The following is a 24207-nucleotide window of genomic DNA, read 5'->3' on the forward strand; positions in this document are numbered from 1 at the left end:
CAATATGAGAAGCACTTTCGTACGCATTTGCAGCCGGCTCAGGGAAAGGTTCTGGCACGTTTGTTCAAAGCCGACGAGCGGTCGCCATGATCAAAGACCAGCCTGGCTGCGGAACCTGTCTAACATCAGGGTTTTACAAAACGCATAGAACCCCTTAAGCAAAAACGATCTAAGTTAATAACCAAATTGCTCGTCGAACTAATAGTGTTTTGACAATACTGCTGCTCGTAGGGAAACTCCCAGCACTAAGGTTAAGTCACGATGTCTAACCCGGGCACAAAGCCGCTGTTGTTGTGGTTCGATCTGACACGCGATCATTCCACCGAAGCGCTGATGGCACAGTTCAGTCATGTCTGCGATTGCAAACTGGCGAAGGCCGTCGCGCATTCCGAACGCCAGCAGGCAGACATGATCTGCATGCATTTCGATCGCCCCGACACCCTCAACCTCAACCTGCTGCTGGAAGTGAAACGCAACTCACCATCCATCCCGGTCACCATGTTCACCGTGCAGCACTCCGAAGAGTTGGCTGTCTGGGCCATGCGTTCGCGGGTCTGGGAGTATCTGGTATTGCCGCTGACAAGCGGTGAGAAAAGTCGCTACATCGATGTCCTCAAGCAGCTTTGCGACATACGCCGCGCCAGCAAGGCCTCAGGCAATGCGCAGCGCATCGATCACCTTCCCTCCCTGCCGGACAGCATTCGCCTGACCGGCGAACACCACAAGCACCAGGCGCTCAGCAAGGTCATGCCGTACATCGACCAGCACTTTCGCGAATGTGTCGATCAAAAGGACCTCGCGCAGCGCTGCGGCATGACCACGGCCCGCTTCAGCCGCCTGTTCAAGGAAGTCAACGGCGTTGGGTTTCTGGATTACATCCTGAGCAAGCGCATGAATCTGGCCATGGACCTGCTCGTCAACAGCCAGATGCCGATTACCAGCATCGGCTATGAGGCAGGCTTCAAGGACCCGTCCTACTTCGCCCGTACCTTCAAGCAGGTCAGCAACTGCACGCCCAGCGAATACCGCCAGGCCCGCCAGCTCGAAGCGACGGCCAGCGAAAGCGAGCCCCTGAAAGGTACGAATGCGCCACTTCTGGATAACGTGTTACCGAGTGCGGCGTTTCACAAGAGCCGCTGAAGAATCACACGCCAGGCAGCAACCCGTCCCCTCGCAACAACGTCTCCAGGCAATGCTCCTGCACCCCATAGAACGCCTTGAGCTGCCCGATCTTCTCCAGCAACGTGCCGTTGTCCCCTGCCTGGCGCCGCTTCACCGCAAGAATCATCTTGTTCTTGTTGGTGTGCTCCAGCGAGATGAACTCGAACACCTTGGTCTCGTATCCGCAGGCTTCCAGGTACAGCGCGCGCAGGCTGTCGGTCAGCATCTCGGCCTGCTGGCCCAGGTGCAGGCCGTACTGCAGCATCGGCTGCAACAACCCCGGGCTGTGCAGTTGCGGGCGGATCTGCTTGTGGCAGCACGGCGAGCACATGATGATCGCGGCGTTGCAGCGGATGCCGGTGTGGATGGCGTAGTCGGTGGCGATGTCGCAGGCATGCAGGGCGATCATCACCTCGATGGCCTCGGGCACCACGCTACGCACGTCACCACACTGGAACTCCAGGCCCGGGTGCTCCAGGCGCAAGGCGGCGGCGTTGCACAAGTCGACCATGTCCTGGCGCAGCTCGACGCCGGTTACCTGCGCTTCGCGGCCCAGGCTGTTGCGCAGGTAGTCGTGCATGGCAAAGGTCAGGTAGCCCTTGCCAGAGCCGAAGTCGGCCACCCGCAGCGCCTGCTCCGCCGGCACCGGGGCGCTGGCCAGGGCGTGGTCGAAGACTTCGATGAACTTGTTGATCTGCTTCCACTTGCGCGACATGGACGGGATCAGCGCGCCTTGTGCGTCAGTCACGCCGAGGTCACGCAGGAACGGCCGCGACAGCTCCAGATAGCGCTTCTTCTCGCGGTCATGGCCGCTGCTGCTGGCAGCTTCGCGCGGTGCCTGTGCGCCGTGGCGCTGGAGCATGGGCTTGCCCTTCTTGCTGAAGGTCAACTGCACTTCACCGTCGGCGTCGAACAGGTGCGCGTTACGGAAGCTGTCCGGCAGCAGCTCGGCGACCAGCGCCTGGGCCTGATCCAGCGCCAGGTTGCGGGTGATGTCGCGGGTCTGGTGGCGATAGACCAGCGACAGGCACGGCTGGCCCTTGACCTGCAGCGGCTTGGCAATGATCCGTTGCAAGGTCTGGTCGGCACCGACATGGCGCGCCAATACCAGTTTGACCAGGGTATTGCCATGCAGGGCGGCGTTCAGCTGGTCGAGAAACTGGGTGCGCGCATCCGGCGCGGATGGGGCAGAAGAACTGGCGGACATGGAAAAACGGTGCCTCGGATAGCGGGGAGCGCATGGCGCAATGCGCGCATTCTACAGGGTGGCTAACTTCCTGTGGGAGCGGGCTTGCCCTAATGCCAGTCAGTTAAGGTTTGCCTGTTTAATTGGGGCTGCTTTGCAGCCCTTCGCGGGCTTGCCCGCTCCCACAGGGGTCGCGCAAATCATGGGCTCAGCGACACACCTGTGGGAGCGGGCAAGCCCGCGAAGGGCCGCAAAGCGGCCCCAATTCGCTTGACTGACTGGCATTAGGGCTCAATCGAGAATCACCAACCGGTTGGGCAACTCGTTACGTGCATGGGTAGGCGGCACATGTTCGCTGAGCAGTTCGCCGCACGCCTCGATGCACTCTACAAAACCCTGCAAGGTGCGGCCCTGGCGTACCTGTTCGGCAAAGCGGGCGACGATGGCCGCGCGGGCGGTGGCATCCAGATGGTGTTCGATACCACGGTCGACCAGGATCTCCACATGCCGCTCCGCCTCGCTGACGAAGATCAGTACGCCCGTGGCACCAGCAGTGCGCTGCAGGTTCTGTTCGCGAAACTGCTGGCGGGCCAGGCGCGAGGCGCGCCAGCGGCGCAGGGCACGGGGGATCAGCCAGCCGGCCAGGCGTGGACTGCGCAGCAGCAGGCACAAGCCGACGAACAGCAGCACATTGGCCACCAGCAAGCCACGCACTCCGGGCCAACCCAGCAGCCAGTGCAACAGGGCCGGCACGGCCAGCGCCAGCACGGCGGCCCAGAACAACGGCCAGTAGGCGTAGTCATCGGCCCGGCGGGCCAGCACCGTCACCAGTTCGGCATCGGTGCGCCGTTCGGCACGGGCAATGGCTTCGGCGATCTGGCGCTGATGGTATTCGTCGAGGGGGGTCATGCCGTCGGTCTCTTGAGCGTTCTTATAGTTGTTGTCCCGGCATTCGGGGCTTCGTCCGCAGGCGACATATTCAGGCATAATCCGCCGCTGGAAGAAATGCCTGCAAATCGTACAACAATAGCCGCCTGAAAACTTCGGCCGCGCGCGTATCACCGTGGATACGGCAGAGGCCCCACAACGGAATTGATGATGAAACTGTCTTTGCTGGGCCTGGCCATGGGCCTTGCCAGTCAGGCGGCCCTCGCCGCCCCCTCCGCCCCGCCCCTGCAGGACAAGCAGGCGTTCATCGACCATCTGATCAGCCAGATGACCGAAGCCGAAAAGATCGGCCAGCTGCGCCTGATCAGCATCGGCCCGGAAATGCCCCACGACAAGATCCGCGAGGAAATCGCCGCCGGCCGCATCGGTGGTACCTTCAACTCGCGTACCGCGCCCGAGAACCGGCCGATGCAGGACGCGGCCATGCGCAGCCGCCTGAAGATCCCGATGTTCTTCGCCTACGATACCGTCCACGGCGAACGCACCATTTTCCCGATCGGCCTGGGCATGGCCGCGACCTGGGACATGGACGCCGTCGCCAAGGTCGGCCGCACCGCCGCCATCGAAGCCGCGGCCGACGCCCTGGACATGACCTTCGCACCGATGGTCGACATCGCTCGCGACCCGCGCTGGGGCCGCACCAGTGAGGGCTTTGGCGAAGACACCTACCTGACCTCGAAGATCGGCCAGGTGATGGTCCGCTCGTTCCAGGGCAGCAGCCCGGCCAACCCCGACAGCATCATGGCCATCGTCAAGCACTTCGCCCTGTATGGCGCGGTGGAAGGCGGGCGCGACTACAACACGGTCGATATGAGCCTGCCAAAAATGTACAACGACTACCTGCCGCCCTACCGCGCCGCGCTCGACGCCGGTGCCGGCGGGGTGATGGTGGCGCTGAACTCGATCAACGGCGTGCCGGCCACCTCCAACACCTGGCTGATGAACGACCTGCTGCGCAAGGAGTGGGGCTTCAAGGGCGTGACCATCAGCGACCACGGCGCCATCCAGGAGCTGATCCGCCATGGCGTCGCCCGCGACGGCCGCGAAGCCGCCAAGCTGGCGATCAAGGCCGGCATCGACATGAGCATGAACGACACCCTGTACGGCGAAGAGCTGCCAGGCCTGCTGAAGTCCGGCGAAGTGACCCAGGGCGAGCTGGACCAGGCGGTGCGCGAAGTGCTGGGTGCCAAGTACGACATGGGCCTGTTCAAGGACCCGTACGTGCGCATCGGCAAGGCCGAAACCGACCTGAAGGACTACTACGGCAACGACCGCCTGCACCGCGATGCCGCGCGTGACGTGGCGCGCCGCAGCCTGGTGCTGCTGGAAAACCGCAACCAGACCCTGCCGCTGAAAAAGGCCGGCACCATCGCCCTGGTCGGCCCGCTGGCCGATGCCCCGATCGACATGATGGGCAGCTGGGCTGCCGACGGCAAACCAGTGCACTCGGTGACCGTGCGCGAAGGCCTGCGCCGCGCCGTGGAGGGCAAGGCCAAGCTGGTCTACGCCAAAGGTTCCAACGTCACCGGCGACAAGGCGATGTTCGATTACCTGAACTTCCTCAACTTCGATGCCCCGGAAATCGTCGACGACCCGCGCCCGCCCGCGGTGCTGATCGACGAGGCGGTGAAGGCGGCGAAGCAGTCCGATGTGGTGGTGGCAGTGGTGGGTGAATCCCGCGGCATGTCCCACGAGTCGTCGAGCCGTACCACCCTGGAAATCCCGGCCAGCCAGCGGGAGCTGATCAAGGCCCTGAAGGCCACCGGCAAGCCACTGGTGCTGGTGCTGATGAACGGCCGCCCACTGTCGATTGCCTGGGAACGCGAGCAGGCCGACGCCATTCTGGAAACCTGGTTCGCCGGTACCGAAGGCGGCAACGCGATCGCCGACGTGCTGTTCGGCGATTACAACCCGTCCGGCAAGCTGGCCATCACCTTCCCGCGTTCGGTCGGGCAGATCCCGATGTACTACAACCACACCCGTATTGGCCGGCCCTTCACGCCGGGCAAGCCGGGCAACTACACCTCGCAGTACTTCGAGGAGCCCAATGGCCCGCTGTACCCGTTCGGCTATGGCCTGAGCTACAGCAGCTTCGAGCTGTCGGGGCTGAAGCTTTCGAACAAGGACCTCAAGCGTGGCGACACGCTGGAAGCCAAGGTGACAGTGAAGAACACCGGCAAGGTGGCAGGCGAGACCGTGGTGCAGCTGTACCTGCAGGATGTATCGGCATCGATGAGCCGCCCGGTGAAGGAACTGAAGAACTTCCAGAAGCTGATGCTCAAGCCTGGCGAATCGCGCACGTTGAGCTTCCGCATCAGCGAAGAAGACCTGAAGTTCTACAATGGCCAACTGCAGCGGGTTGCCGAGCCAGGGGAATTCAATGTCCAGGTCGGGCTGGATTCCCAGGCGGTGCAGCAGCAGAGCTTTGAACTGCTGTAACTGACAGGTTTGCCTGTACCGGCCCCTTCGCGGGTAAACCCGCGAAGAGGCCCGCCCTGATATCTCATTCATCCGGATCCGCCCCATGCCCTTTTCCGTTCGCGCCCTGCGTCTGGGGCTGATCACCCTGCTGATCGTGCTGGGCACCGCCTTCAGCGCCGGCTGGGCCATGCACCAGGCCAAGCGCCAGGCCATGGAAGCCGACGCCCAGCGTGCCAGCCAGCAGTTGGGCTTGTATGCCAATGCCCTGCACACGCTGATCGACCGCTACCGCGCCCTGCCCGCCGTGCTGGCGCTGGACCCGGAACTGATCGCCGCCCTGCGCGGCCCGGTCAGCGAACCGGTGCAGGACGCCCTGAACCGCAAGCTCGAACGCATCAATGGCGCCGCCAACTCCTCCACCCTCGAACTGCTCGACCGCACCGGCCTGGCCATCGCCGCCAGCAATTGGCGGTTGCCCAGCAGCTACGTGGGCTCCAACTACGGTTTCCGCCCCTATTTCAAGCAGACTCGCAGCCAGGGCAGTGGTCGCTTCTACGCCGTGGGCGTGACCAGTGGCGTGCCGGGCTACTTCCTCGCCAGCGCGGTGAACGACGAGCATGGCCGCTTTCTCGGCGCCATGGTGGTGAAGCTGGAGTTCCCCGAGCTGGAACGCGAGTGGCGCCAGGGCAGCGACATCCTGCTGGTCAGCGATGCCCGTGGCATCACCTTCATCGCCAACCAGGACGGCTGGCGCTACCGCGAACTGCAGCCACTCAGTGGTGCCGACCGTGCCGAACTGGCCGAAACCCGTCAGTACGACAAGCAACCGCTGGTGCCGCTGCAGCACCAGGTGCTGACCCGCTTTGCCGCCAACAGCACCCTCAGCCGCGTGCAAGGCCCGGAGGGCAGCGCCGAATACCTGTGGGAAAGCCTGCCACTGGAGGGTGAAAACTGGACTTTGCATCTGCTGCGCAAGCCGCAGGTGGCCGCCGACGGTCGCAATGCCGCCCTCGGCGCCGCCGCCGTGTGGCTGAGCTTGGTGTTCGCTGTGCTGTTCGTCAGCCAGCGCCTGCGCCTGGCCCGCCTGCGCCAGCGCAGCCGGGAGGAGCTCAAGCGCCAGGTCGAGGAGCGCACCCGTGAGCTGCGCACCGCCCAGGAGGGGCTGGTGCAATCGGCCAAGCTGGCGGCGCTGGGGCAGATGTCGGCAGCCATGGCCCATGAAATCAACCAGCCGCTGACCACCCAGCGCATGCAGCTGGAAACCCTGCGCCTGCTGCTCGACCATGGCCGACATGACGAAGCACGCCAGGCACTGGAGCCGCTGGAGCAGATGCTCACACGCATGGCCGCGCTCACCAGCCACCTGAAAACCTTCGCCCGCAACAGCCCGGTCGGCCTGCGCGAGCGCCTCGACCTGGCCACGGTGGTCGACCAGGCCCTGCACCTGCTGGAAGCACGCATTCGCAGCGAAGAAGTGGAAGTAGCCCTGTACCTGGCGCGCCCGGCCTGGGTGCGCGGCGATGCCATTCGCCTGGAGCAGGTGCTGATCAACCTGCTGCGCAATGCCCTCGACGCCATGGCCGACAAGCGCTACAAACGCTTGGAGATCCGCATCGAGCCCGACGGCGAGCTGTGGCGCCTGAGCGTGCTGGATTCGGGTGGCGGCATTGCCGAGGCCGACCTGGCCAAGGTCTTCGACCCGTTCTTCACCACCAAGCCGGTGGGCGAAGGCCTGGGGCTGGGCCTGGCCATTTCCTACGGTATCGTCCACGAGGCCGGTGGCCAGCTGCAGGCCGAAAACCTGCCTGGCGGCGCGCGCCTGAGCCTTACCCTGCCCCGTGACCTGGAGCCTGTATGTTGAATTCAGTGATCGTCGTCGATGATGAAGCCAGTATCCGCACCGCGGTCGAGCAATGGCTGAGCCTGTCCGGCTTCAGCGTGCAACTGTTCGCCCGCGCCGAAGAATGCCTGGCACACCTGCCACGGCACTTTCCCGGGGTGATCATCAGCGATGTACGCATGCCGGGCATGGATGGCCTGCAGTTGCTCGAACGCCTGCAGGCGGACGACCCCGACTTGCCGGTGATCCTGCTGACCGGCCACGGCGATGTGCCCATGGCAGTGGAGGCCATGCGCAGCGGGGCCTACGACTTCCTGGAAAAGCCCTTTACCCCCCAGCACCTGCTGGGCAGCCTGCGCCGGGCCCTGGAAAAGCGCCAGCTGGTCCTGGAAAACCGCCGCCTGCACGAGCAGGCCGACCTCAAGTCACGCCTGGAAGGCACGCTGCTTGGCATGTCCCAAGGCCTGCAACAGCTGCGCCGGCAAGTACTGGACTTGGCCAGCCTGCCGGTCAATGTGCTGATCCGCGGCGAAACCGGCAGTGGCAAGGAGCGCGTGGCCCGCTGCCTGCACGATTTTGGCCCGCGCGCCGGCAAGCCGTTCGTCGCCCTCAACTGTGCAGCCATCCCCGAGTCGCTGTTCGAGGCCGAGCTGTTCGGCCATGAAAGCGGTGCCTTCACCGGCGCCCAGGGCAAGCGCATCGGCAAGCTGGAATACGCCAACGGTGGCACGGTGTTCCTCGACGAAATCGAAAGCATGCCACTGGCCCAACAGGCCAAGCTGCTGCGGGTGATCCAGGAACAGAAGCTGGAGCGCCTGGGGGCCAACCAGAGCATCAGCGTCGACCTGCGCATCATTGCCGCGACCAAGCCCGACCTGCTCGAAGAAGCCCGCGCCGGGCGCTTTCGCGAAGACCTTGCCTATCGCCTGAACGTGGCCGAGCTGCGCCTGGCGCCATTGCGTGAACGGCGTGAGGACATTCCACTGCTGTTCGAGCACTTTGCCCGTGCCGCCGGCGAAAAGCTTGGCCGCGCAGCCCCACCACTGTCGGGCGCGCAACTGGCGCAGCTGCTATCGCATGACTGGCCGGGCAACGTGCGTGAACTGGCCAATGCGGCGGAACGCCATGCGTTGGGGCTGGGTTCACCGAACATCGAGGTGGCGCCTGCCGGGCAGTCGCTGAGCGAGCAGATGGAAGCGTTCGAGGCGCAATGCCTGCGCGCGGCGCTGCGCCAGCACGGGGGCGCGATCAATGCTGTGATGGAAATGTTGCAGCTGCCGCGGCGCACGCTGAACGAGAAGATGCAGCGGCATGGGTTGGTGCGCGAGGACTTCATTGGGCGGGAATGAGCGGAAATCCGCCTATCGCGCTCGGTCACTAAGCAAATAACCGCTCATTAGCAGGATTCTTTTGGGGCTGCGTTGCAGCCCTTCGCGGGCACGCCCGCTCCCACAGGGAAACGCGAAGAGTCAGACGTCACGCGGTCCCTGTGGGAGCGGGCGTGCTCGCGAAGGGGCGCGCAGCGCCCCAACTTGAAGCCCAACGCACCCATTTGGCACACCTTCTGCAATTGCCTTGGCAAGCTGCGCCACGGCGCGCTCCACAAAAACAACGAGAAGGTATCCCTGATGGATAATGCCACCTCCCTGCCAGCCGGGGCGGCCACCGCGCCTGCCACAGAAAAAACCACCGCCAGCCGCCTGAAGTCGATCTTCAGCGGGTCCATCGGCAACATGGTCGAATGGTACGACTGGTACGTCTACGCCGCATTCTCGCTGTACTTCGCCAAGGCCTTCTTCCCAGCCGGCGATTCCACCGCACAATTGCTCAATACCGCCGCGATCTTCGCCGTGGGCTTCCTCATGCGCCCGATCGGTGGTTGGCTGATGGGCCTGTACGCCGACCGCAAAGGCCGCAAGGCCGCATTGATGGCCTCGGTGCTGCTGATGTGCGCCGGCTCGCTGGTCATCGCCCTGACCCCGGGCTACGAAACCATCGGCGTCGCCGCGCCAATCCTGCTGGTCATCGCACGCCTGCTGCAGGGCTTGTCGGTGGGCGGTGAATATGGCACCTCGGCCACCTACCTCAGCGAAATGGCCAGCAAGGATCGCCGTGGCTTCTTCTCCAGCTTCCAGTACGTGACCCTGATCTCCGGCCAGCTCATCGCCCTGGCGGTATTGATCGTCCTGCAACAGACCCTGACCACCGAGCAGCTGTATGCCTGGGGCTGGCGCGTACCGTTCGTGATCGGTGCGCTGTGCGCCGTGGTGGCCCTGTACCTGCGTCGCGGCATGGAAGAAACCGCCTCCTTCACCAAGAAGGAAAAGGCCAAGGAAAGCCTGATGCGCACCCTGCTGCGCCACCCCAAGGAGCTGATGACCGTGGTCGGCCTGACCATGGGCGGCACCCTGGCCTTCTACACCTACACCACCTACATGCAGAAGTACCTGGTCAACACCGTGGGCATGAGCATCAGCGACTCGACCACCATCTCGGCCGCCACGCTGTTCCTGTTCATGTGCCTGCAGCCGGTGATCGGCGGCCTGTCCGACAAGATCGGTCGACGCCCGATCCTGATCGCCTTCGGTGTACTCGGCACTCTGTTCACCGTACCGATCCTCAGCACCCTGCACACCATCCAGACCTGGTGGGGCGCGTTCTTCCTGATCATGGCGGCGCTGATCATCGTCAGCGGCTACACCTCGATCAACGCCGTGGTCAAAGCCGAGCTGTTCCCCACCGAAATCCGCGCCCTGGGCGTGGGCCTGCCGTATGCCCTGACCGTGTCGATCTTCGGCGGCACCGCCGAGTACGTGGCCCTGTGGTTCAAGAGCGCCGGCATGGAGAGTGGCTTCTACTGGTACGTCACCGCCTGCATCGCCTGCTCGCTGCTGGTTTACGCGACCATGAAGGACACCAAGCAGCACTCGCGGATTACCACTGAGTGAGTGTGAGCTTGCGGTAATGAAGAAGGGCGCCCCGTTTTCGGGGCGCCTTTTTTCATACATGCGAATGCGTCATTGCAATCCAGGTGTACGGTTTGAGGGCTCCAGCGCATGCGAGACGCACCGCGCGGACGAGCAACAGCGCAAACATCAAGCCATACCTCCGAAGCCTTCTGATGAGCCGATTAGAAATCCTATTCGGCTCACCATGTGAGCCGAATAGCCCAGTTAATCGGCTCACTGGTATCGGAAAGCAGGCTCAGGACATCTCCAACGCCTGACGCGGCTCACGGCGCTGGTACCAAGTGGCCATCAGCACCAGTACCAGCAACACCCCGCCCAGCACTGCCGAAGAGCCGACCGTGCCGAAGTCCAGGCCGCCCTTCTCGTGGGGCTTGGTGAGGAAGTCGCCCAAGGTGGCGCCGAACGGGCGGGTAAGCACGAACGCAACCCAGAACAACACCACGCCAGGAATGCGTGTCCAGTAGCGGGCCACCATTACCAAGGCGATGGCACTGCCGATCAAGAGTGCACCACCGGCAAAACCGAGCCCCGAGTCATCTGCCAGGTAATCGCCCAGCGCCGTGCCGAGGGTGTTGGAAAACAGGATCGCCACCCAGTAGAACAATTCGCCCGTGCGGTTCTTGATGCGGGTGACATCCAGCGGGTTGCCGCTCAGGCGCCATACCAGGAAGGTCAGCAGCAGGATGCCGATGAGGATGGCCGAACCCGCGGCGTAGCCCAGGCCCAAGGTGCGGTCCATGAAGTCGGACATGGTAGTGCCGGCGGTGCTGGTGGAGAGGATCACCAGCCAGTACAGCATCGGGTGGTAGCGGCGCGAGTACAGCTGGCCGAGCAAGGTCAGCAGGAACACGCTGATCAGCAGCAGCGAGCTGAGGGCATAGCCGATGTTCAGGGTCATCGACAGCAAATCACCCGCCGTTTCGCCAAGGGTGGTAGCGCAGATCTTCATGACCCAGAAGGCCAAGGTGATTTGCGGAAGTTTGTTCATTGTTGTGCCGCTCCGGTTTGAGGTGCGGCGATGGTGCTGAGCAGCATTTGAAAAATCGGTTGGTGATGTATGAAAAATGCGTTGAGAAGCCTTCAATGACAGATTTTTCATCCTTAACGCCCCATTAATTCCACCCCTTCAAGCTGCAATGGCTGGCAGAACGTCGGCGCATGGGCAGACATATCCTGAGCCAGAACCGCTGCCAGAGCCCAAGATGCGCGCCAATATATATCTAATTATTCGATTTTTAAGCGCTATTATTTGCGCTTTTTAATCAAGTTAATCGGCGTAGGATTAAACCCATAGAAACAAAACAACCTCAAGAACCCCTGGAGCAACGACCATGAAAAACAAACTGATCCTCACCCTGGCCCTCTCGGTTTTCGCTGCTGGCGCCTTCGCCGAAGATGGCTTCAACCGCACCAACGCCCACACCTTCGCAGCGACCCAGAGCCAATCCGCTGCCTACGCTGAAGATGGCTTCGACCGCACTGGCGGCCAGCGTTTCGCCGAAGACGGCTTCGACCGCACCGGTGGCCAGCGCTTCGCCGAAGACGGCTTCGACCGCACCGGTGGCCAGCGCTTCGCCGAAGACGGCTTCGACCGCACCGGTGGCCAGCGCTTCGCCGAAGACGGCTTCGACCGCACCGGTGGCCAGCGCTTCGCCGAAGACGGCTTCGACCGCACCGGTGGCCAGCGCTTCGCCGAAGACGGCTTCGACCGCACCGGTGGCCAGCGCTTCGCCGAAGACGGCTTCGACCGCACTGGCGGCCAACGTTTCGCCGAAGATGGCTTCGATCGCACCAACGCCCACCGCATCAGCTGATCCCTGATGCGAGCACCCAGCCCGGCTTCGGCCGGGCTTGATCATTTGCAGGCGGGCACAGGCTTGGCACACTAGGCACCTTGTCCACCAGGAGGTAGGGCCAGCAAGCCCAGCACAGATGTATTACTACGAACCCGCCAAAGGCCACGGCCTGCCCCACGACCCGTTCAACGCCATCGTCGGCCCCCGCCCTATCGGCTGGATCTCCTCACAGGACCGCGAAGGCCGCCTGAACCTGGCGCCCTACAGCTTCTTCAACGCCTTCAACTACATTCCGCCGATCATCGGTTTCTGCAGCGTCGGGCGCAAAGACAGCCTGAACAACATCGAGCAGACCGGCGAATTCGTCTGGAACCTGGCAACCCGCCCGTTGGCCGAGCAGATGAACCAGAGCTGCGCACCGGTTGCCGCCGAGATAAACGAATTTGAATTGAGCGGCCTCACCGCCAAGCCGTCGAACATCGTCAACGTGCCGCGTGTCGGCGAAACCCCGGTGGCCTTCGAGTGCAAGGTCAGCCAGATTGTCCAGCTCAAGCGGGCCGACCAGGAACTGGTGCCCAGCTGGCTGATCCTGGGTGAAGTGGTGGCGGTGCACATTGCCGAGCACCTGTTGAAGAACGGTATCTACGATACCGCTGCCGCCGAGCCGATCCTGCGTGGCGGTGGCCCGGCAGACTATTTCGAGCTGGGCAACCTGTTCAAGATGGCCCGCCCGCCGGCCTGATCACCAGATCAGCTCACCCTCTTCGCTGACGCCCTGCAGGCGTTGCAGCTCGGCCGTGGCCGCTTCATCGGCGGCCACGGCGCCCTTGAACACCTGGCCGTCGAGAATCTTGTGAAAGCGCGGCGCGCCGCCCATGCCCAGGGCCTTGACCGCGATGGCCGCGTTGTAGCCGCCACCTTCCACCGGGACCATCGCCGAAACCGCTTCGAAATGCGGGAATTCCCTACGTGCCATGTTGCTATCTACCTGGTTGATCAAGGGCAGCATCTTACCCTATTCATCTGTACCGTCCCTATCGCCGGCAAGCCAGCTCCCACAGGTACTGTACCGCCCTCAAGACCTGTGATGCCCCTGTGGGAGCTGGCTTGCCGGCGATGAGGCCAGAACAGGCAATACCTCAATCAAAGGTATGCAGGTCCAGGCTGCTGACCACCTGTTCCTGCACCAACTCACCAAACACTTCCAGCGTCGGCGAAGCAAAGTAGCCAGTCATCGCCTGCTGGTCTTGCCAGCTGCCACTGAGCAACCATAAATCGGCATCAGCCTGCGAACGCTGCACCGTGAAACTCAGGCAGCCCGGTGCCCGCAACGAGGGCTCGAGCAGGTCACGCAGGCGCGCGCCCAGCTCCGCCGAGCGCCCGCTGCTGGCACGGATGAAAGCAAGGTGGGTGACCGGTTGTGTCGGGGTCATTGCACAATCTCCTTGAAGCAGGCGGACGGAAAAGCCAGGCTGCCAAGGTTAGGGCCTCACCCGCGCGACGCGTTAGGCCATTACTGCTCGCCGATTGCCTGATCCTGCAGCGCGGCAGGATCAGGCAATCGGCGTGCAGCTTTTGACTAGCGCCCGCCATTGCCCAAACCTATGCTGCGTCGGTCAGCAGAGGAAAGCCATCATGACCACCGCCACGTCCATCGACCCGAGCCTGGAACTGCAACGCCAGGAGCTCGCCGAGCTGATCCGCCGCCACGCCGGGGAGCCCCACGGCCCGGCATCGGCCATCGATGACCTGTACCTGGTGCGCTACACCGAAAACGTGCGCTCGGTACCGACCCTGGCGCAACCCGCGCTGTGCATCCTCGCCCAGGGCAGCAAAAGCCTGTTCCTGGGTGACGAGCAGTACGCCTACGACCCGCTGCACTACATGGTGGTCTCGGTAACCTTGCCGCTTAGCGGCGTAAAGCTCGACGCCAGCCCCGAGTACCCGAGCCTTGGCCTGCGCATGGACCTGGACCCGGCCGAAATCAGCCAGCTGATCGCCGAAAGCGGGCCGATGCTGGTGCCCAACCGGCCTTCCGGTCGTGGCTTGTATGTGGAAAGAACCGATGCCGCGTTGCTCGACGCCTTGCTGCGGCTGATACGCCTGCTGGACACCCCTCGCGACATCGCGATGCTCGCGCCGCTGTTCCGTCGGGAGATTCTGTACCGCCTGCTGCGCGGGCCGCAGGGCTATCGGTTGTACGAAATCGCCTTGGCCAACAGCCAGACCCACCGGGTTTGCCAGGCCATCACCTGGCTCAACCAGAACTACCAGCTGCCTTTGCGCATCGAGGACCTGGCGCGGGAGGTCAACCTCAGCACCTCGACCTTGCACCACCGGTTCAAGGCCGTGACGTCGATGAGCCCGTTGCAGTATCAGAAGCAACTGCGCCTGCAGGAAGCGCGGCGCTTGATGCTGAATGACGGGCTCGAGGCAGCGGTGGCTGCCTACCGGGTGGGGTATGAAAGCCCGTCACAGTTCAGCCGTGAATACAGCCGGCTGTATGGCGCGCCGCCGATTCGTGATGTGGCCAGGTTGCGGGCGACTGCTGGCTGAAATTTTGGCTGGCAGTACCGGCCTCTTCGCGGGCTTGCCCGCTCCCACAGGTACAGCACAACGTTCAGAGCCTGTGCAAAATCCTGTGGGAGCGGGCAAGCCCGCGAAAGGGCCGGTACAGGCAATAGCTTCACTTCAACCCAACACAGCCCCCTGCCACTGATTCTGGTCAACCTGGATCAAGGTCGGCCCCTTGCGCTCCACTGCCTGACCCAACGCCACCTGCAGCTGCGCCACATCTGCCACCTGCTCCGCCGCCGCGCCCAGGGCCCGCGCCACACCGATGAAGTCTGGCGTATGGATATCCACCCCGACCGGCTCGATGGCCCGGTTGACCATGTACTTCTTGATTTCCTCGTATCCCTGGTTGTTCCACAGCAGCACGATCAGCGGCACCTGTGCTTCCACCGCGCTGGCCAGCTCCGGCAAGGTGAACTGCAAACCGCCATCACCAATCAGGCACACCGCAGGCGCACGCTCACCGACCTGCTCCGCGCTGCCCAGCCAGGCGCCCATGGCCGCCGGCAATGCATAACCCAAGGTGCCGTAGCCGGTCGAGGCATTGAACCAACGGCGTGGCTGGTCCATGTCCAGGGTCAGGTTGCCGGTGTACACCGGTTGGGTCGAATCGCCCACCAGAATGGCATTGGGCAGGCGCTCGATAATTGCATTCAGCAAACGTGTCTGGCTCAGGGTCGGCTGGTCCCAACCCGCCGCCAGTGCCTGGCGCAGCTTGGCCACCCGGGCGGCCCCCCACGTACTTTCACGCACGGGTTGCGGCAATGCTTGCAAGGCGCCAAGCAGCGCCTCGGTGGCCAGTTCGGCATCGGCCACCAGCGACAGCTCCGGCAGGTAATTGCGCACGGTCTGGTCCGGGTCGATGTCGATGCGCAACAGGCTGCCCGGGATATCGAAACCACCTTTGAAGGTGACGTCATAGTCGGTTTCGGCCAGTTCGGTGCCGATCGCCAGCACCACATCGGCCTCGGCCACCAGCGCCCGCGTGGCTGGCAGTGACTGGGTCGAGCCAATCTGCAGCGGGTGGCTGGCCGGCAGCAGCCCCTTGGCATTGATGGTCAGCGCCACCGGCGCCTGCAGGTGTTCGGCCAGGCGCGCCAGCGCAGCGCCCGCGGCCAATGCGCCGCCCCCGGCCAGGATCAATGGTCGCCGTGCATTGGCCAGGCGCTCGGCCATCTGCGCCACGGCCTGCGGCGCTGCCCCCGCCCGGCTGCTGCGCACCACGCGCCCCGGCAGCAGGTGGTCGCCCGGTTCGACCAGCACGTCGAGCGGGATCTCGATATGCACCGGGCGCGGCCGGGCGCCTTCGAACACGGCGAATGCCCGGGCCAGCACCTGCGGCAGGTCATCGGCACTCATCAGGGTGTGGGAAAACGCCGCCACACCAGACACCAGCGCTGCCTGGTTGGGCAACTCGTGCAGCTTGCCGCGGCCACCGCCCAGCTGGTCGCGGGCCTGCACGCTGGAAATCACCAGCATCGGGATCGAGTCGGCATAGGCCTGGCCCATGGCGGTGGTGATGTTGGTCATGCCCGGGCCGGTGATGATGAAGCACACCCCGGGCTTGCCGCGGGTCCGCGCATAGCCGTCGGCCATGAACCCGGCCCCCTGCTCGTGGCGCGGGGTGACATGGCGGATGGACGAGCCCGCCAGGCCGCGGTAGAGCTCCACGGTATGTACACCAGGAATGCCGAAGACATGGTCAACGCCATAGCCTTCAAGGAGTTTTACCAGTACTTCGCCGCAGGTTGCCATCGGGTTTCACCATGAATCTTGGTTGGGTTATGCCCTTATTGGACCCAGCCACGGCTATCGCCACAATGCAAAAAAACACATACTAGCCATGTCCTGCAATCATGGCTCAGCACAATGAAACGCCTCCCGCCCCTGCCCGCCCTGCATACCTTCCTGGTAACCGCCCAGCACTGCAATTTCACCCGTGCCGGGCAGCAGTTGCATATCACCCAGGGCGCCGTCAGCCGGCAGATCGCGGCCCTCGAAGAGCATCTGGGTTATGCCTTGTTCCAGCGCCAGGCCCGTGGGCTGAGCCTGACCCGTGAAGGCCAGGACTGGCTGCCAAGGGTGCAGCAGGTGTTCGCGCTGATCGAACAAGGGGTGCGCGAGGTGGGTGGGCGCAGCACTACCTTGCAGCTCAAGGCACCGACCTGCGTGATGCGCTGGCTGCTGCCACGCCTGATGGAATGGCAGGCGCTACGCCCGGATGTACCTGTAGAGCTGACCACCACGGTGCAACATGGAGTGGACTTTCGCCGCGAGGGTTTCGATGCGGCGGTGGTCTATGGTGAGGCGCCGAACCATGGGCTGCGCGTGCGCAAGCTGTTCGATGAACAGCTGACGCCGGTGTGCGCGCCGTCATTGCGCCAAGGGCCGGTACCGTTGCAGCAGGTCGAGGACCTGGCGCTACACATGCTGCTACACCCGTCGCGGGATGAGCATGACTGGCGGTTATGGCTTCAGGCAGCCGGGGTGACGCTGGGCACTCAAGGGCCGAAGCAGCATTTCGAGACGCTGGACATGGCGATGGCCATGGCCTCGCAGGGGACCGGCGTGGCCATCGGCGACTGGTCGCTGATCGGCAATGACTTGCGCGGGGGGCGGTTGTGCATGCCGTTTGCGCTGAAGGTGATGACCGGCAAGGGGTATTACCTGGTGAGCCAGACCAAGAGCTTGCCGGCGGGGCTTGTGGAGTTGCTGGATTGGCTGGAACACCAGGCCAGCCAGTGAGGGCCTCTTCGCGGGCACGCCCGCTCCCACAGGTACAGCACAGATTCCAAGACCTGTGCTTTACCTGTGGGAGCGGGCGTGCCCGCGAAGCAGGCGACTCAGTACCCGACCGTGAACCGCTGCCGCGAATGTTGCGGCTTTTCCAGTTCGTCGAGCATGGCAATCGCGTAATCGGCAAAGGTGATCCAGCTCTTGCCATCCGCGCCGATCAACAGATGATCCTTGCCCAGCTTGTAATGCCCGCTGCGCTCACCTTCAACGAACTCCGCCGACGGCGACAGGAAGGTCCAGTCCAGGTTCGGCTCCCGTTGCAACGCTTCCAGAAAACGCACCCCGGCAGTGGCCTCGGCCTTGTATGCCTCGGGGAAGTCCGGGCTGTCGATCACCCGATGCCCAGACGGCAGCAACAGGCTGCCGGCCCCACCCACCACCAGCAGGCGCCTGACCCCGGCCCGCTTGACCGGTTCGATGATGGCGTGTGGCTCGATGGTCGAGAAATGCGCCGCACTCAGCACCGCATCCACACCCGCGACCGCCGCTTGCAGGGCCGCGCTGTCCTTGGCATCCAGCGCCTTGACCGTCACCCCGTCCCGCCCCTGCAACCGGGACGGGTCGCGGGCGATGGCCAGCACACTGTGGCCACGGCGCAGGGCCTCTTCCAGCAACTGCCTGCCAGCGCGGCCAGTGGCACCGATGATTGCAATCTTGCTCATGGGATACTCTCCATCAGTTGAACGGAATTACCACTTCATCTCGCCCTTGGCGACCTTGGCCCCCAGCTCCAGAGAGCTTTCATCGGCCAGCCCCGGGTAACGTTGCTTCATCGCCGCGATCAACGCGCCGGCGTCTTTCGCCTTGGCGGTCTCGGCATCGAAATCACGAATGTAGTTCGCCGTGAAACGCACGGCCTGCAGCGATCGGCTGCTGTCTTCCAGGTAATGCCCGGGGATGACCGTGCGCGGCGCCAGCGCTTCGATGTGCGCCAGAGTGCCGAGCCAGTCGGCGTGGGACTTGGCCGTTTGCGTGTCGGCCATCCATACATGAATGTTCTCCGACACCACCACGCCACCGACCACCGCCTTGATCGACGGGATCCACACAAAACTGCGGTCAGGTTGCGGGCCGTCCAGGCCGACCACTTCGAGGGCCTGCCCTTCCAGCGTCAGGCGGTTGCCTTCGAGCACCTGCGGCAGCACCAGTCGCGCCGGCTTGTCCGTGCCCATCTGCGGGCCCCAGTAGGCCAGCTTGGCATCCATGGTCTGGCGGATATGGGCAACCGTGGCGGCCGACGCCAGCACCTTGGCTTCCGGGAAGGCCTGGGTCAGGGTATCCAGGCCGAAGTAGTAGTCCGGGTCGCCATGGCTGATGTAGATGCTGGTCAGCTGCTTGCCGCCCGCCCGCAGGCGCTGCACCAGCTGCTCGGCCTGGGCCTTGCCGAACTGGGCATCGACGAGGATGGCGTCGTGCTCGCCGCTGACGATCACCGAACTGACCGGGAAGATCGCCTCATGCCCGGGGTTGTAAACCTCCAGCCGCAAGGGGTCGGCAGCCAGCGCGGGGCCGGCCAGGGTCACACAGGCCAGCAGCAGGCCACGCAGAGGAGTGAAAAGAGACATCGCAAACGCCCGTCAGATGAACAATGCCCAACAGCTTAGTTGCCCAATCCGTGACAAAAAATGCGATGCTCGAACATAGTTTGTTTCTGAAACCGGGCAAATCATGGACCGTCTCAACGCCATGCGCGTATTCGTCACCGTCGTCGACCTGGGCAGCCAGTCGGCGGCGGCGGATCATCTGCAACTGTCGCGGCCGGTGGTATCGCGCTACCTGGCAGAGCTGGAAGACTGGGTTGGCGCACGGCTGATGCAGCGCACCACACGCAAGCTCAGCCTCACCGCCGCCGGCCAGGAAACCCTGCCCCGCTGCCGGCAACTGCTGGAACTGGTCGGCGACCTGCAGGCCGCGGTGCAGCAGCCGGATGACGCGCCCAAGGGCGCACTGCGCATCAGCGTCAGCACCTCGTTCGGCCAGGCCCAGCTGGTGGATGCAGTGGCCGCCTACGTCCGGCGCTACCCCGGGGTGAAGGTGGAACTGCAGATGCTCGATCGCACGGTCAACCTGGTGGACGAGCGCATCGACCTGGCCATCCGCACCAGCAATGACCTGGACCCCAACCTGATCGCCCGGCGCCTCAGCGTGTGCCGCTCGGCAGTGTGTGCGGCACCGGCCTACCTGCGCGAGCACGGCACGCCGCAACGGGTCGAGGAATTGAGCCGGCACAACTGCCTGACCCATGCCTACTTCGGCCACAGCCTGTGGCATTTCGAGGTGGCCGGCCAGCAAGTCGCCGTGCCGGTGGCGGGGAACATCAGTGCCAACGAGGCGATGACACTGCAGAAGGCGGCGCTGGCCGGCGCAGGTATCGCCATGCTGCCGACCTACCAGGCCGCGGAGGCCCTGCGCCGGGGTGAACTGGTGCGCCTGCTGCCCGAAGCCAGGCCACGCGAGCTGAACCTGAATGCGGTGTACACCTCACGCAAGCACATGCCGGCGACCTTGCGCAGCATGCTGGAATTTCTGGTGCAGCGGTTCAAGGACGAACCGGAGTGGGATCAGGACTTGTAAGGCCCATGTGGGAGCGGCGTTGCGTCGCGAAAGGACCGCGCAGCGGTCCCGGGATCTTGGCCACATCAAATATTGTCGGGGCTGCTACGCAGCCCTTTCGCGACACAAGGCCGCTCCTACAGGGATGGCGTTGTCACTCCTCGACGCTCATGTATTCCTTGGCCCAGCGGATGTAGTCCTCGGGCTGGGTGTAGGTGTGCGAGAGTTCGGTGGCGCTGAGGTTTTCCGACTTGTTCTGCTGGCCGCGCTGCAGCCGCAGGCAATCGTAGGTGGCCTTGATCGCGGCAAAATAGGCGGCGTGACCATCGACCACGATGCGCACGCCCAGGCGTGCCAGACGCTCGTCGTCGCGCAGGCTCGGGTTGCCGTAGGTCACCAGCATCAGCGGCACCGTCAGGTGCTCGGCAATCTGCTCGAGTTGCTCGAAGTCCTTCACCCCAACCATGCAGATACCGTCGGCTCCGGCCTTCTGGTAGCTCTGGGTACGCACGATGATTTCTTCGGTGGTGAGCACGCCAGCGTTGGTCCTGGCAATGATCGACAGCGACGAATCGACCCGCGCCTCCAGCGCCGCACGGATCTTGCCGACGCCCTCTTCAACCGGGATCAGGTCGGTGGACTTGCGCCCGAACTGGGCAGGCAGCAGGGTGTCCTCGATGGTCAGCGCAGCCACGCCGGCACGCTCCAGTTCGATGACCGTGCGCATGACATTCAGCGCGTTGCCATAGCCGTGGTCGGCGTCAGCCAGCACCGGCAGTTGCGCCACGCGACCAATACGGGTGGCCTGCTCGACGAACTCGCTGAGGGTGATCAGGGCGAAGTCCGGTGCAGCCAGTACCTGCAACGAAGCGACCGAACCACCGAGGATGCCGACCTCGAAGCCCAGGTCTGCGGCAATGCGTGCCGACATCGGGTCGAACACCGATGCGGTGTGATAACAGGAACCTGAAGCGAGCAGCTCGCGGAAGGCAAAACGCAGATCTTGATGGGAAGCCTTGGGCATGATCACTCCGCAAAATAAGTTGAAATTCGAACGGTAACTACCGACCCCTGTAATCGGGTCTACCTGACCTGTTCCAACCGTCGCCATCTGGGCGGTCATGCTCGACATGCAGGCAGAGGAATAAAAGGTGTGGGAGACAGCGGCGCGAAACCCTGCGGCATAATGTTGCACCAATCTGGTGCAAGCCCCCGGTTTTCAGCCTCTGTGGCATACCAACGATATCACGCAGCCATGCAGCACTGGATGAATGCGCCAATGCCGATCTTGCATAGGGGATGCAGATAGTACATAGGAAGCTACCTAACTCAGGTTACAATTTCGGGGCCCCTTCGCGGGCACGCCCGCTCCCACAGGTACATCACAGCCTTCAAGCCCTGAGTTGTACCTGTGGGAGCGGGCGTGCCCGCGAAGGGGTCTCAACCGATAAACAAGGTATCCCCGTGACCGCCGCCCTGCCCCCCACCACCCTGCGCAACGTGCTCACCGCCCTGATGCTGGCGATCTTCCTCGGTGCCCTGGACCAGACCATCGTTGCCGTCTCGCTGCCGGCGATCTCGGCGCAGTTCAACGATGTCGGCCTGCTGGCCTGGGTCATCTCCGGCTACATGGTGGCAATGACCGTGGCCGTGCCGATCTACGGCAAGCTGGGCGACCTGTACGGGCGGCGCAGGATGATCCTCACCGGCATCAGCCTGTTCACCCTGGCCTCGATCGCCTGCGCCCTGGCCCAGGACATGCAGCAACTGGTGCTGGCCCGGGTACTGCAGGGCATTGGCGCCGGTGGCATGGTCTCGGTGAGCCAGGCGATCATCGGCGACTTCGTGCCCCCGCGAGAGCGCGGCCGCTACCAGGGCTATTTCAGCAGCATGTACGCGGTGGCCAGCGTCGCCGGGCCAGTGCTGGGCGGCTGGCTGACCGAATACCTGTCATGGCGCTGGGTGTTCTGGATCAACCTGCCGCTGGGGCTGGTTGCACTGTGGGCGATCCGCCGCGCCCTCGGCGGCATGCCGGCGCAGCGCCGCGAGGCGCAGGTGGACTACCTTGGCGCCGTGCTGCTGATTCTCGGCCTGGGTAGCCTGTTGCTGGGCATTACCCTGGTCGGCCAGGGCCACGCCTGGGCCGACCCGGCCGTGCTGGCCCTGTTCGCCTGCGCCGCGCTGGGCCTGGTGCTGTTCATCGCCCATGAGCGCCGCTGCCGGGAGCCACTGCTGCCACTCGGTCTGTTCGGCAACCGCGTGGCGGTGCTGTGCTGGGGCGTGATCTTCTTCGCCAGCTTCCAGTCGATCTCCCTGACCATGCTCATGCCGTTGCGCTACCAGGGCATCACCGGCGCCGGTGCCGACAGCGCGGCCTTGCACCTCCTGCCGCTGGTGATGGGGCTACCCATGGGTGCCTTCACCGGCGGGCGCATGACCAGCCTGACCGGGCGCTACAAGCCGCAGATCCTGGCCGGTGCACTGCTGATGCCGCTGGCCATTTTCGCCATGGCGCTGACCCCGCCGCAGTCGGCCTTGCTCAGTGCACTGTTCATGCTGCTGACCGGCATAGCGTGCGGGCTGCAGTTCCCGACCTCGCTGGTAGGCACGCAAAGCGCGGTGGACAGCAAGGACATCGGCGTGGCCACCAGCACCACCAACCTGTTCCGCTCGCTGGGCGGGGCCATGGGGGTGGCGTGCATGTCCAGCCTGCTGCTGGCGCTGCTGCACCAGGGCGGGTTCGAGTCGCTGGGTAATCCGTTGCTGGGGAGCCTGAAGGCCGGTGAAGTGGACCTGGTGACACAGGGGCGGTTGCTCGAGACGTTCCAGCAGTTGTTGATGGGGAGTGCTGGGGTAGCCGTGCTGGGACTGTTTGCAGCGTTTGCATTGCCCGACCGGCAACTGCGCGGACGCTAGAAGCTACGCGATCTCTGTGGGAGCGGCCTTGTGTCGCGAAAGGGCCGCGAAGCGGCCCCAGGATTTCAGCAGTGATGCACAAATTGCCGGGGCTGCTGCGCAGCCCTATCGCGACACAAGGCCGCTCCCACAGGATCTGTGATTTGTTCAAGGTCACCCGAAAGCATTAATCCCCCCTTAACACAAAGGGGTAACACTCCCTCACAATCCTTAACAAAGTGTCATTTGCGCAGAGCCGGGCTCAAGCGCAGCATATCCAGCCCGGTGTCGACCCATTTTTCGACATCCTTCAACAGATCGACACTGTCAGGCAGCAACAGCCAGCGCCCGATCAGGCCATCGACATAGGCAAACATGGCCACCGCCGCGCGCTCGACATCCAGCTCGCCTGGCAACTGGCCCCGGCGCACGGCATTGGCCAACGCCAGGGTGATGCCCTTGTGGCAATCCAGCACCGCACCCTGGCGCTGCTGGCGAATTTCACACATGTCATCGGTGAACTCGCACTTGTGATGCAGGATTTCATTGATACGCCGGGTTCGGGCATCAAGCACCAGCTCGTTGAACACTTGCAGCAACAGCTTGCGCATGCAGCCAAGCGGGTCCACTTCGTCCTCGCTTTCGCTCGCCCGCGCCAGGTGGTCATGGGTTTCATGCAGGCTGTCGAGCAGCGCCTGCACCAACTCGGCCTTGTTGTTGAAGTGCCAGTAGATCGCCCCCCGCGTCACACCCGCCAGTTCGGCGATGTCGGCCAGGGTGGTTCGCGCAACCCCGCGCTTGTAGAAGGCCTTTTCCGCCGCCTCGATGATCTGGGCGCGGGTTTCCTGGGCTTCTTCTTTGGTTCGACGGACCATGGCAGTACAAACCTCATCTGCCCCGAACGCGCGGCGCGTGCGGGGAACACTCCGGGGGCACCTCTGCAGGGTGCCTCGCGGAGGAGCTAATCAAGGGCTGTGGCAGTACCCGAGTACAACCCAGCGGTATTTACAAACAACCATGAATGTAAGTATATTCCTTAGCAAGCTATTTATCCACCGGATAGCAATT

General features: G+C 63.7%; 20 protein-coding genes and 1 pseudogene. 11 read left to right on the forward strand and 10 right to left on the reverse strand.

Annotated features, from left to right (window positions below):
- Nucleotides 1-261: 261 nt before the first annotated feature.
- Nucleotides 262-1140: a DNA-binding response regulator gene (locus CAG34_RS12700; RefSeq protein ID WP_085590333.1), complete on the forward strand. Its 879-nt coding sequence runs from the start codon at nt 262-264 to the stop codon at nt 1138-1140.
- Nucleotides 1141-1144: 4 nt separating this feature from the next.
- Here CAG34_RS12700 and CAG34_RS12705 read toward each other — a convergent pair whose 3' ends face one another.
- Nucleotides 1145-2368, reverse strand: a complete 1224-nt coding sequence (locus CAG34_RS12705; protein ID WP_085590335.1) for an SAM-dependent methyltransferase — start codon at nt 2366-2368, stop codon at nt 1145-1147.
- Between the two features lie 270 nt (nt 2369-2638).
- Nucleotides 2639-3256: a TPM domain-containing protein gene (locus CAG34_RS12710; RefSeq protein ID WP_075046203.1), complete on the reverse strand. Its 618-nt coding sequence runs from the start codon at nt 3254-3256 to the stop codon at nt 2639-2641.
- Nucleotides 3257-3442: 186 nt separating this feature from the next.
- Here CAG34_RS12710 and bglX point away from each other — a divergent pair, with 186 nt between their 5' ends.
- From bglX to CAG34_RS12730, 4 genes are all read left to right on the forward strand, one after another.
- Entirely contained in the window at nt 3443-5734 is a 2292-nt protein-coding gene (gene bglX / locus CAG34_RS12715) for a beta-glucosidase BglX (RefSeq protein WP_085590337.1), read from the forward strand.
- A gap of 85 nt (nt 5735-5819) precedes the next feature.
- Nucleotides 5820-7577 carry an ATP-binding protein gene (locus CAG34_RS12720; RefSeq protein WP_085590339.1) on the forward strand — a complete coding sequence of 586 codons (1758 nt, stop codon included), beginning with the start codon at nt 5820-5822 and terminating at the stop codon, nt 7575-7577.
- Nucleotides 7571-8905, forward strand: coding sequence for a sigma-54 dependent transcriptional regulator (locus tag CAG34_RS12725; RefSeq protein WP_085590341.1), 1335 nt, complete (start codon nt 7571-7573; stop codon nt 8903-8905). The genes CAG34_RS12720 and CAG34_RS12725 overlap by 7 nt, the downstream gene beginning before the upstream one ends.
- A 279-nt stretch (nt 8906-9184) precedes the next feature.
- Nucleotides 9185-10504: an MFS transporter gene (locus tag CAG34_RS12730; protein WP_075046206.1), complete on the forward strand. Its 1320-nt coding sequence runs from the start codon at nt 9185-9187 to the stop codon at nt 10502-10504.
- A 256-nt stretch (nt 10505-10760) separates the two neighbouring features.
- On the opposite strand, the gene CAG34_RS12735 is transcribed toward CAG34_RS12730, so the two are convergent.
- A complete protein-coding gene (locus CAG34_RS12735; RefSeq protein WP_085590343.1) occupies nt 10761-11513 on the reverse strand; it encodes a hypothetical protein in 753 nt (250 codons plus the stop codon).
- A 343-nt stretch (nt 11514-11856) separates the two neighbouring features.
- Here CAG34_RS12735 and CAG34_RS12740 point away from each other — a divergent pair.
- Together CAG34_RS12740 and CAG34_RS12745 are read left to right on the forward strand one after the other, a co-directional pair.
- Nucleotides 11857-12219, forward strand: a pseudogene (locus CAG34_RS12740) (heme utilization protein); the annotation flags it as partial.
- A 238-nt stretch (nt 12220-12457) separates the two neighbouring features.
- On the forward strand, nt 12458-13063 hold the full coding sequence (locus CAG34_RS12745) for a flavin reductase family protein (protein ID WP_085590347.1): 606 nt from the start codon (nt 12458-12460) through the stop codon (nt 13061-13063).
- On the opposite strand, the gene CAG34_RS12750 is transcribed toward CAG34_RS12745, so the two are convergent.
- Together CAG34_RS12750 and CAG34_RS12755 are read right to left on the reverse strand one after the other, a co-directional pair.
- A complete protein-coding gene (locus CAG34_RS12750; protein WP_015271637.1) occupies nt 13064-13330 on the reverse strand; it encodes a hypothetical protein in 267 nt (88 codons plus the stop codon).
- 130 nt (nt 13331-13460) lie between these two features.
- Nucleotides 13461-13754 (reverse strand): putative quinol monooxygenase, encoded by a 294-nt coding sequence (locus CAG34_RS12755; RefSeq protein WP_075046210.1) that lies wholly within the window; start codon nt 13752-13754, stop codon nt 13461-13463.
- A 202-nt stretch (nt 13755-13956) separates the two neighbouring features.
- Between CAG34_RS12755 and CAG34_RS12760 the strand changes: the two genes are divergently transcribed.
- Complete coding sequence (locus CAG34_RS12760; protein WP_085590350.1) at nt 13957-14877, forward strand: AraC family transcriptional regulator; 921 nt, start codon at nt 13957-13959, stop codon at nt 14875-14877.
- 135 nt (nt 14878-15012) lie between these two features.
- On the opposite strand, the gene CAG34_RS12765 is transcribed toward CAG34_RS12760, so the two are convergent.
- Nucleotides 15013-16650: a 5-guanidino-2-oxopentanoate decarboxylase gene (locus tag CAG34_RS12765; RefSeq protein WP_085590352.1), complete on the reverse strand. Its 1638-nt coding sequence runs from the start codon at nt 16648-16650 to the stop codon at nt 15013-15015.
- A gap of 114 nt (nt 16651-16764) precedes the next feature.
- On the opposite strand from CAG34_RS12765, the gene CAG34_RS12770 reads away from it, so the two are divergent.
- A complete protein-coding gene (locus tag CAG34_RS12770) occupies nt 16765-17640 on the forward strand; it encodes a LysR substrate-binding domain-containing protein (RefSeq protein ID WP_085590354.1) in 876 nt (291 codons plus the stop codon).
- Nucleotides 17641-17738: 98 nt separating this feature from the next.
- Here CAG34_RS12770 and CAG34_RS12775 read toward each other — a convergent pair whose 3' ends face one another.
- Together CAG34_RS12775 and CAG34_RS12780 are read right to left on the reverse strand one after the other, a co-directional pair.
- The gene (locus tag CAG34_RS12775) at nt 17739-18353 is read right to left on the reverse strand and encodes an NAD(P)-dependent oxidoreductase (protein ID WP_085590357.1); all 615 of its coding nucleotides are present in this window, start codon (nt 18351-18353) and stop codon (nt 17739-17741) included.
- 27 nt (nt 18354-18380) lie between these two features.
- Nucleotides 18381-19256, reverse strand: a complete 876-nt coding sequence (locus CAG34_RS12780) for an MBL fold metallo-hydrolase (protein ID WP_085590359.1) — start codon at nt 19254-19256, stop codon at nt 18381-18383.
- A 103-nt stretch (nt 19257-19359) separates the two neighbouring features.
- Between CAG34_RS12780 and CAG34_RS12785 the strand changes: the two genes are divergently transcribed.
- Nucleotides 19360-20265, forward strand: coding sequence for a LysR family transcriptional regulator (locus tag CAG34_RS12785; RefSeq protein WP_085590361.1), 906 nt, complete (start codon nt 19360-19362; stop codon nt 20263-20265).
- Nucleotides 20266-20398: 133 nt separating this feature from the next.
- Here the strand turns inward: CAG34_RS12785 and CAG34_RS12790 are convergent, their stop codons facing one another.
- The gene (locus tag CAG34_RS12790; RefSeq protein WP_025340480.1) at nt 20399-21268 is read right to left on the reverse strand and encodes an oxaloacetate decarboxylase; all 870 of its coding nucleotides are present in this window, start codon (nt 21266-21268) and stop codon (nt 20399-20401) included.
- Nucleotides 21269-21708: 440 nt separating this feature from the next.
- Between CAG34_RS12790 and CAG34_RS12795 the strand changes: the two genes are divergently transcribed.
- On the forward strand, nt 21709-23160 hold the full coding sequence (locus CAG34_RS12795; protein ID WP_085590364.1) for an MDR family MFS transporter: 1452 nt from the start codon (nt 21709-21711) through the stop codon (nt 23158-23160).
- Between the two features lie 221 nt (nt 23161-23381).
- Here CAG34_RS12795 and ttgR read toward each other — a convergent pair whose 3' ends face one another.
- The gene (ttgR, locus tag CAG34_RS12800; RefSeq protein ID WP_025340482.1) at nt 23382-24014 is read right to left on the reverse strand and encodes an efflux transport transcriptional regulator TtgR; all 633 of its coding nucleotides are present in this window, start codon (nt 24012-24014) and stop codon (nt 23382-23384) included.
- Between the last annotated feature and the right edge of the window lie 193 nt (nt 24015-24207).

Origin of the sequence: Pseudomonas sp. B14(2017), from assembly GCF_002113255.1 — a bacterium.
GTDB classification, from domain to species: domain Bacteria; phylum Pseudomonadota; class Gammaproteobacteria; order Pseudomonadales; family Pseudomonadaceae; genus Aquipseudomonas; species Aquipseudomonas putida_Z.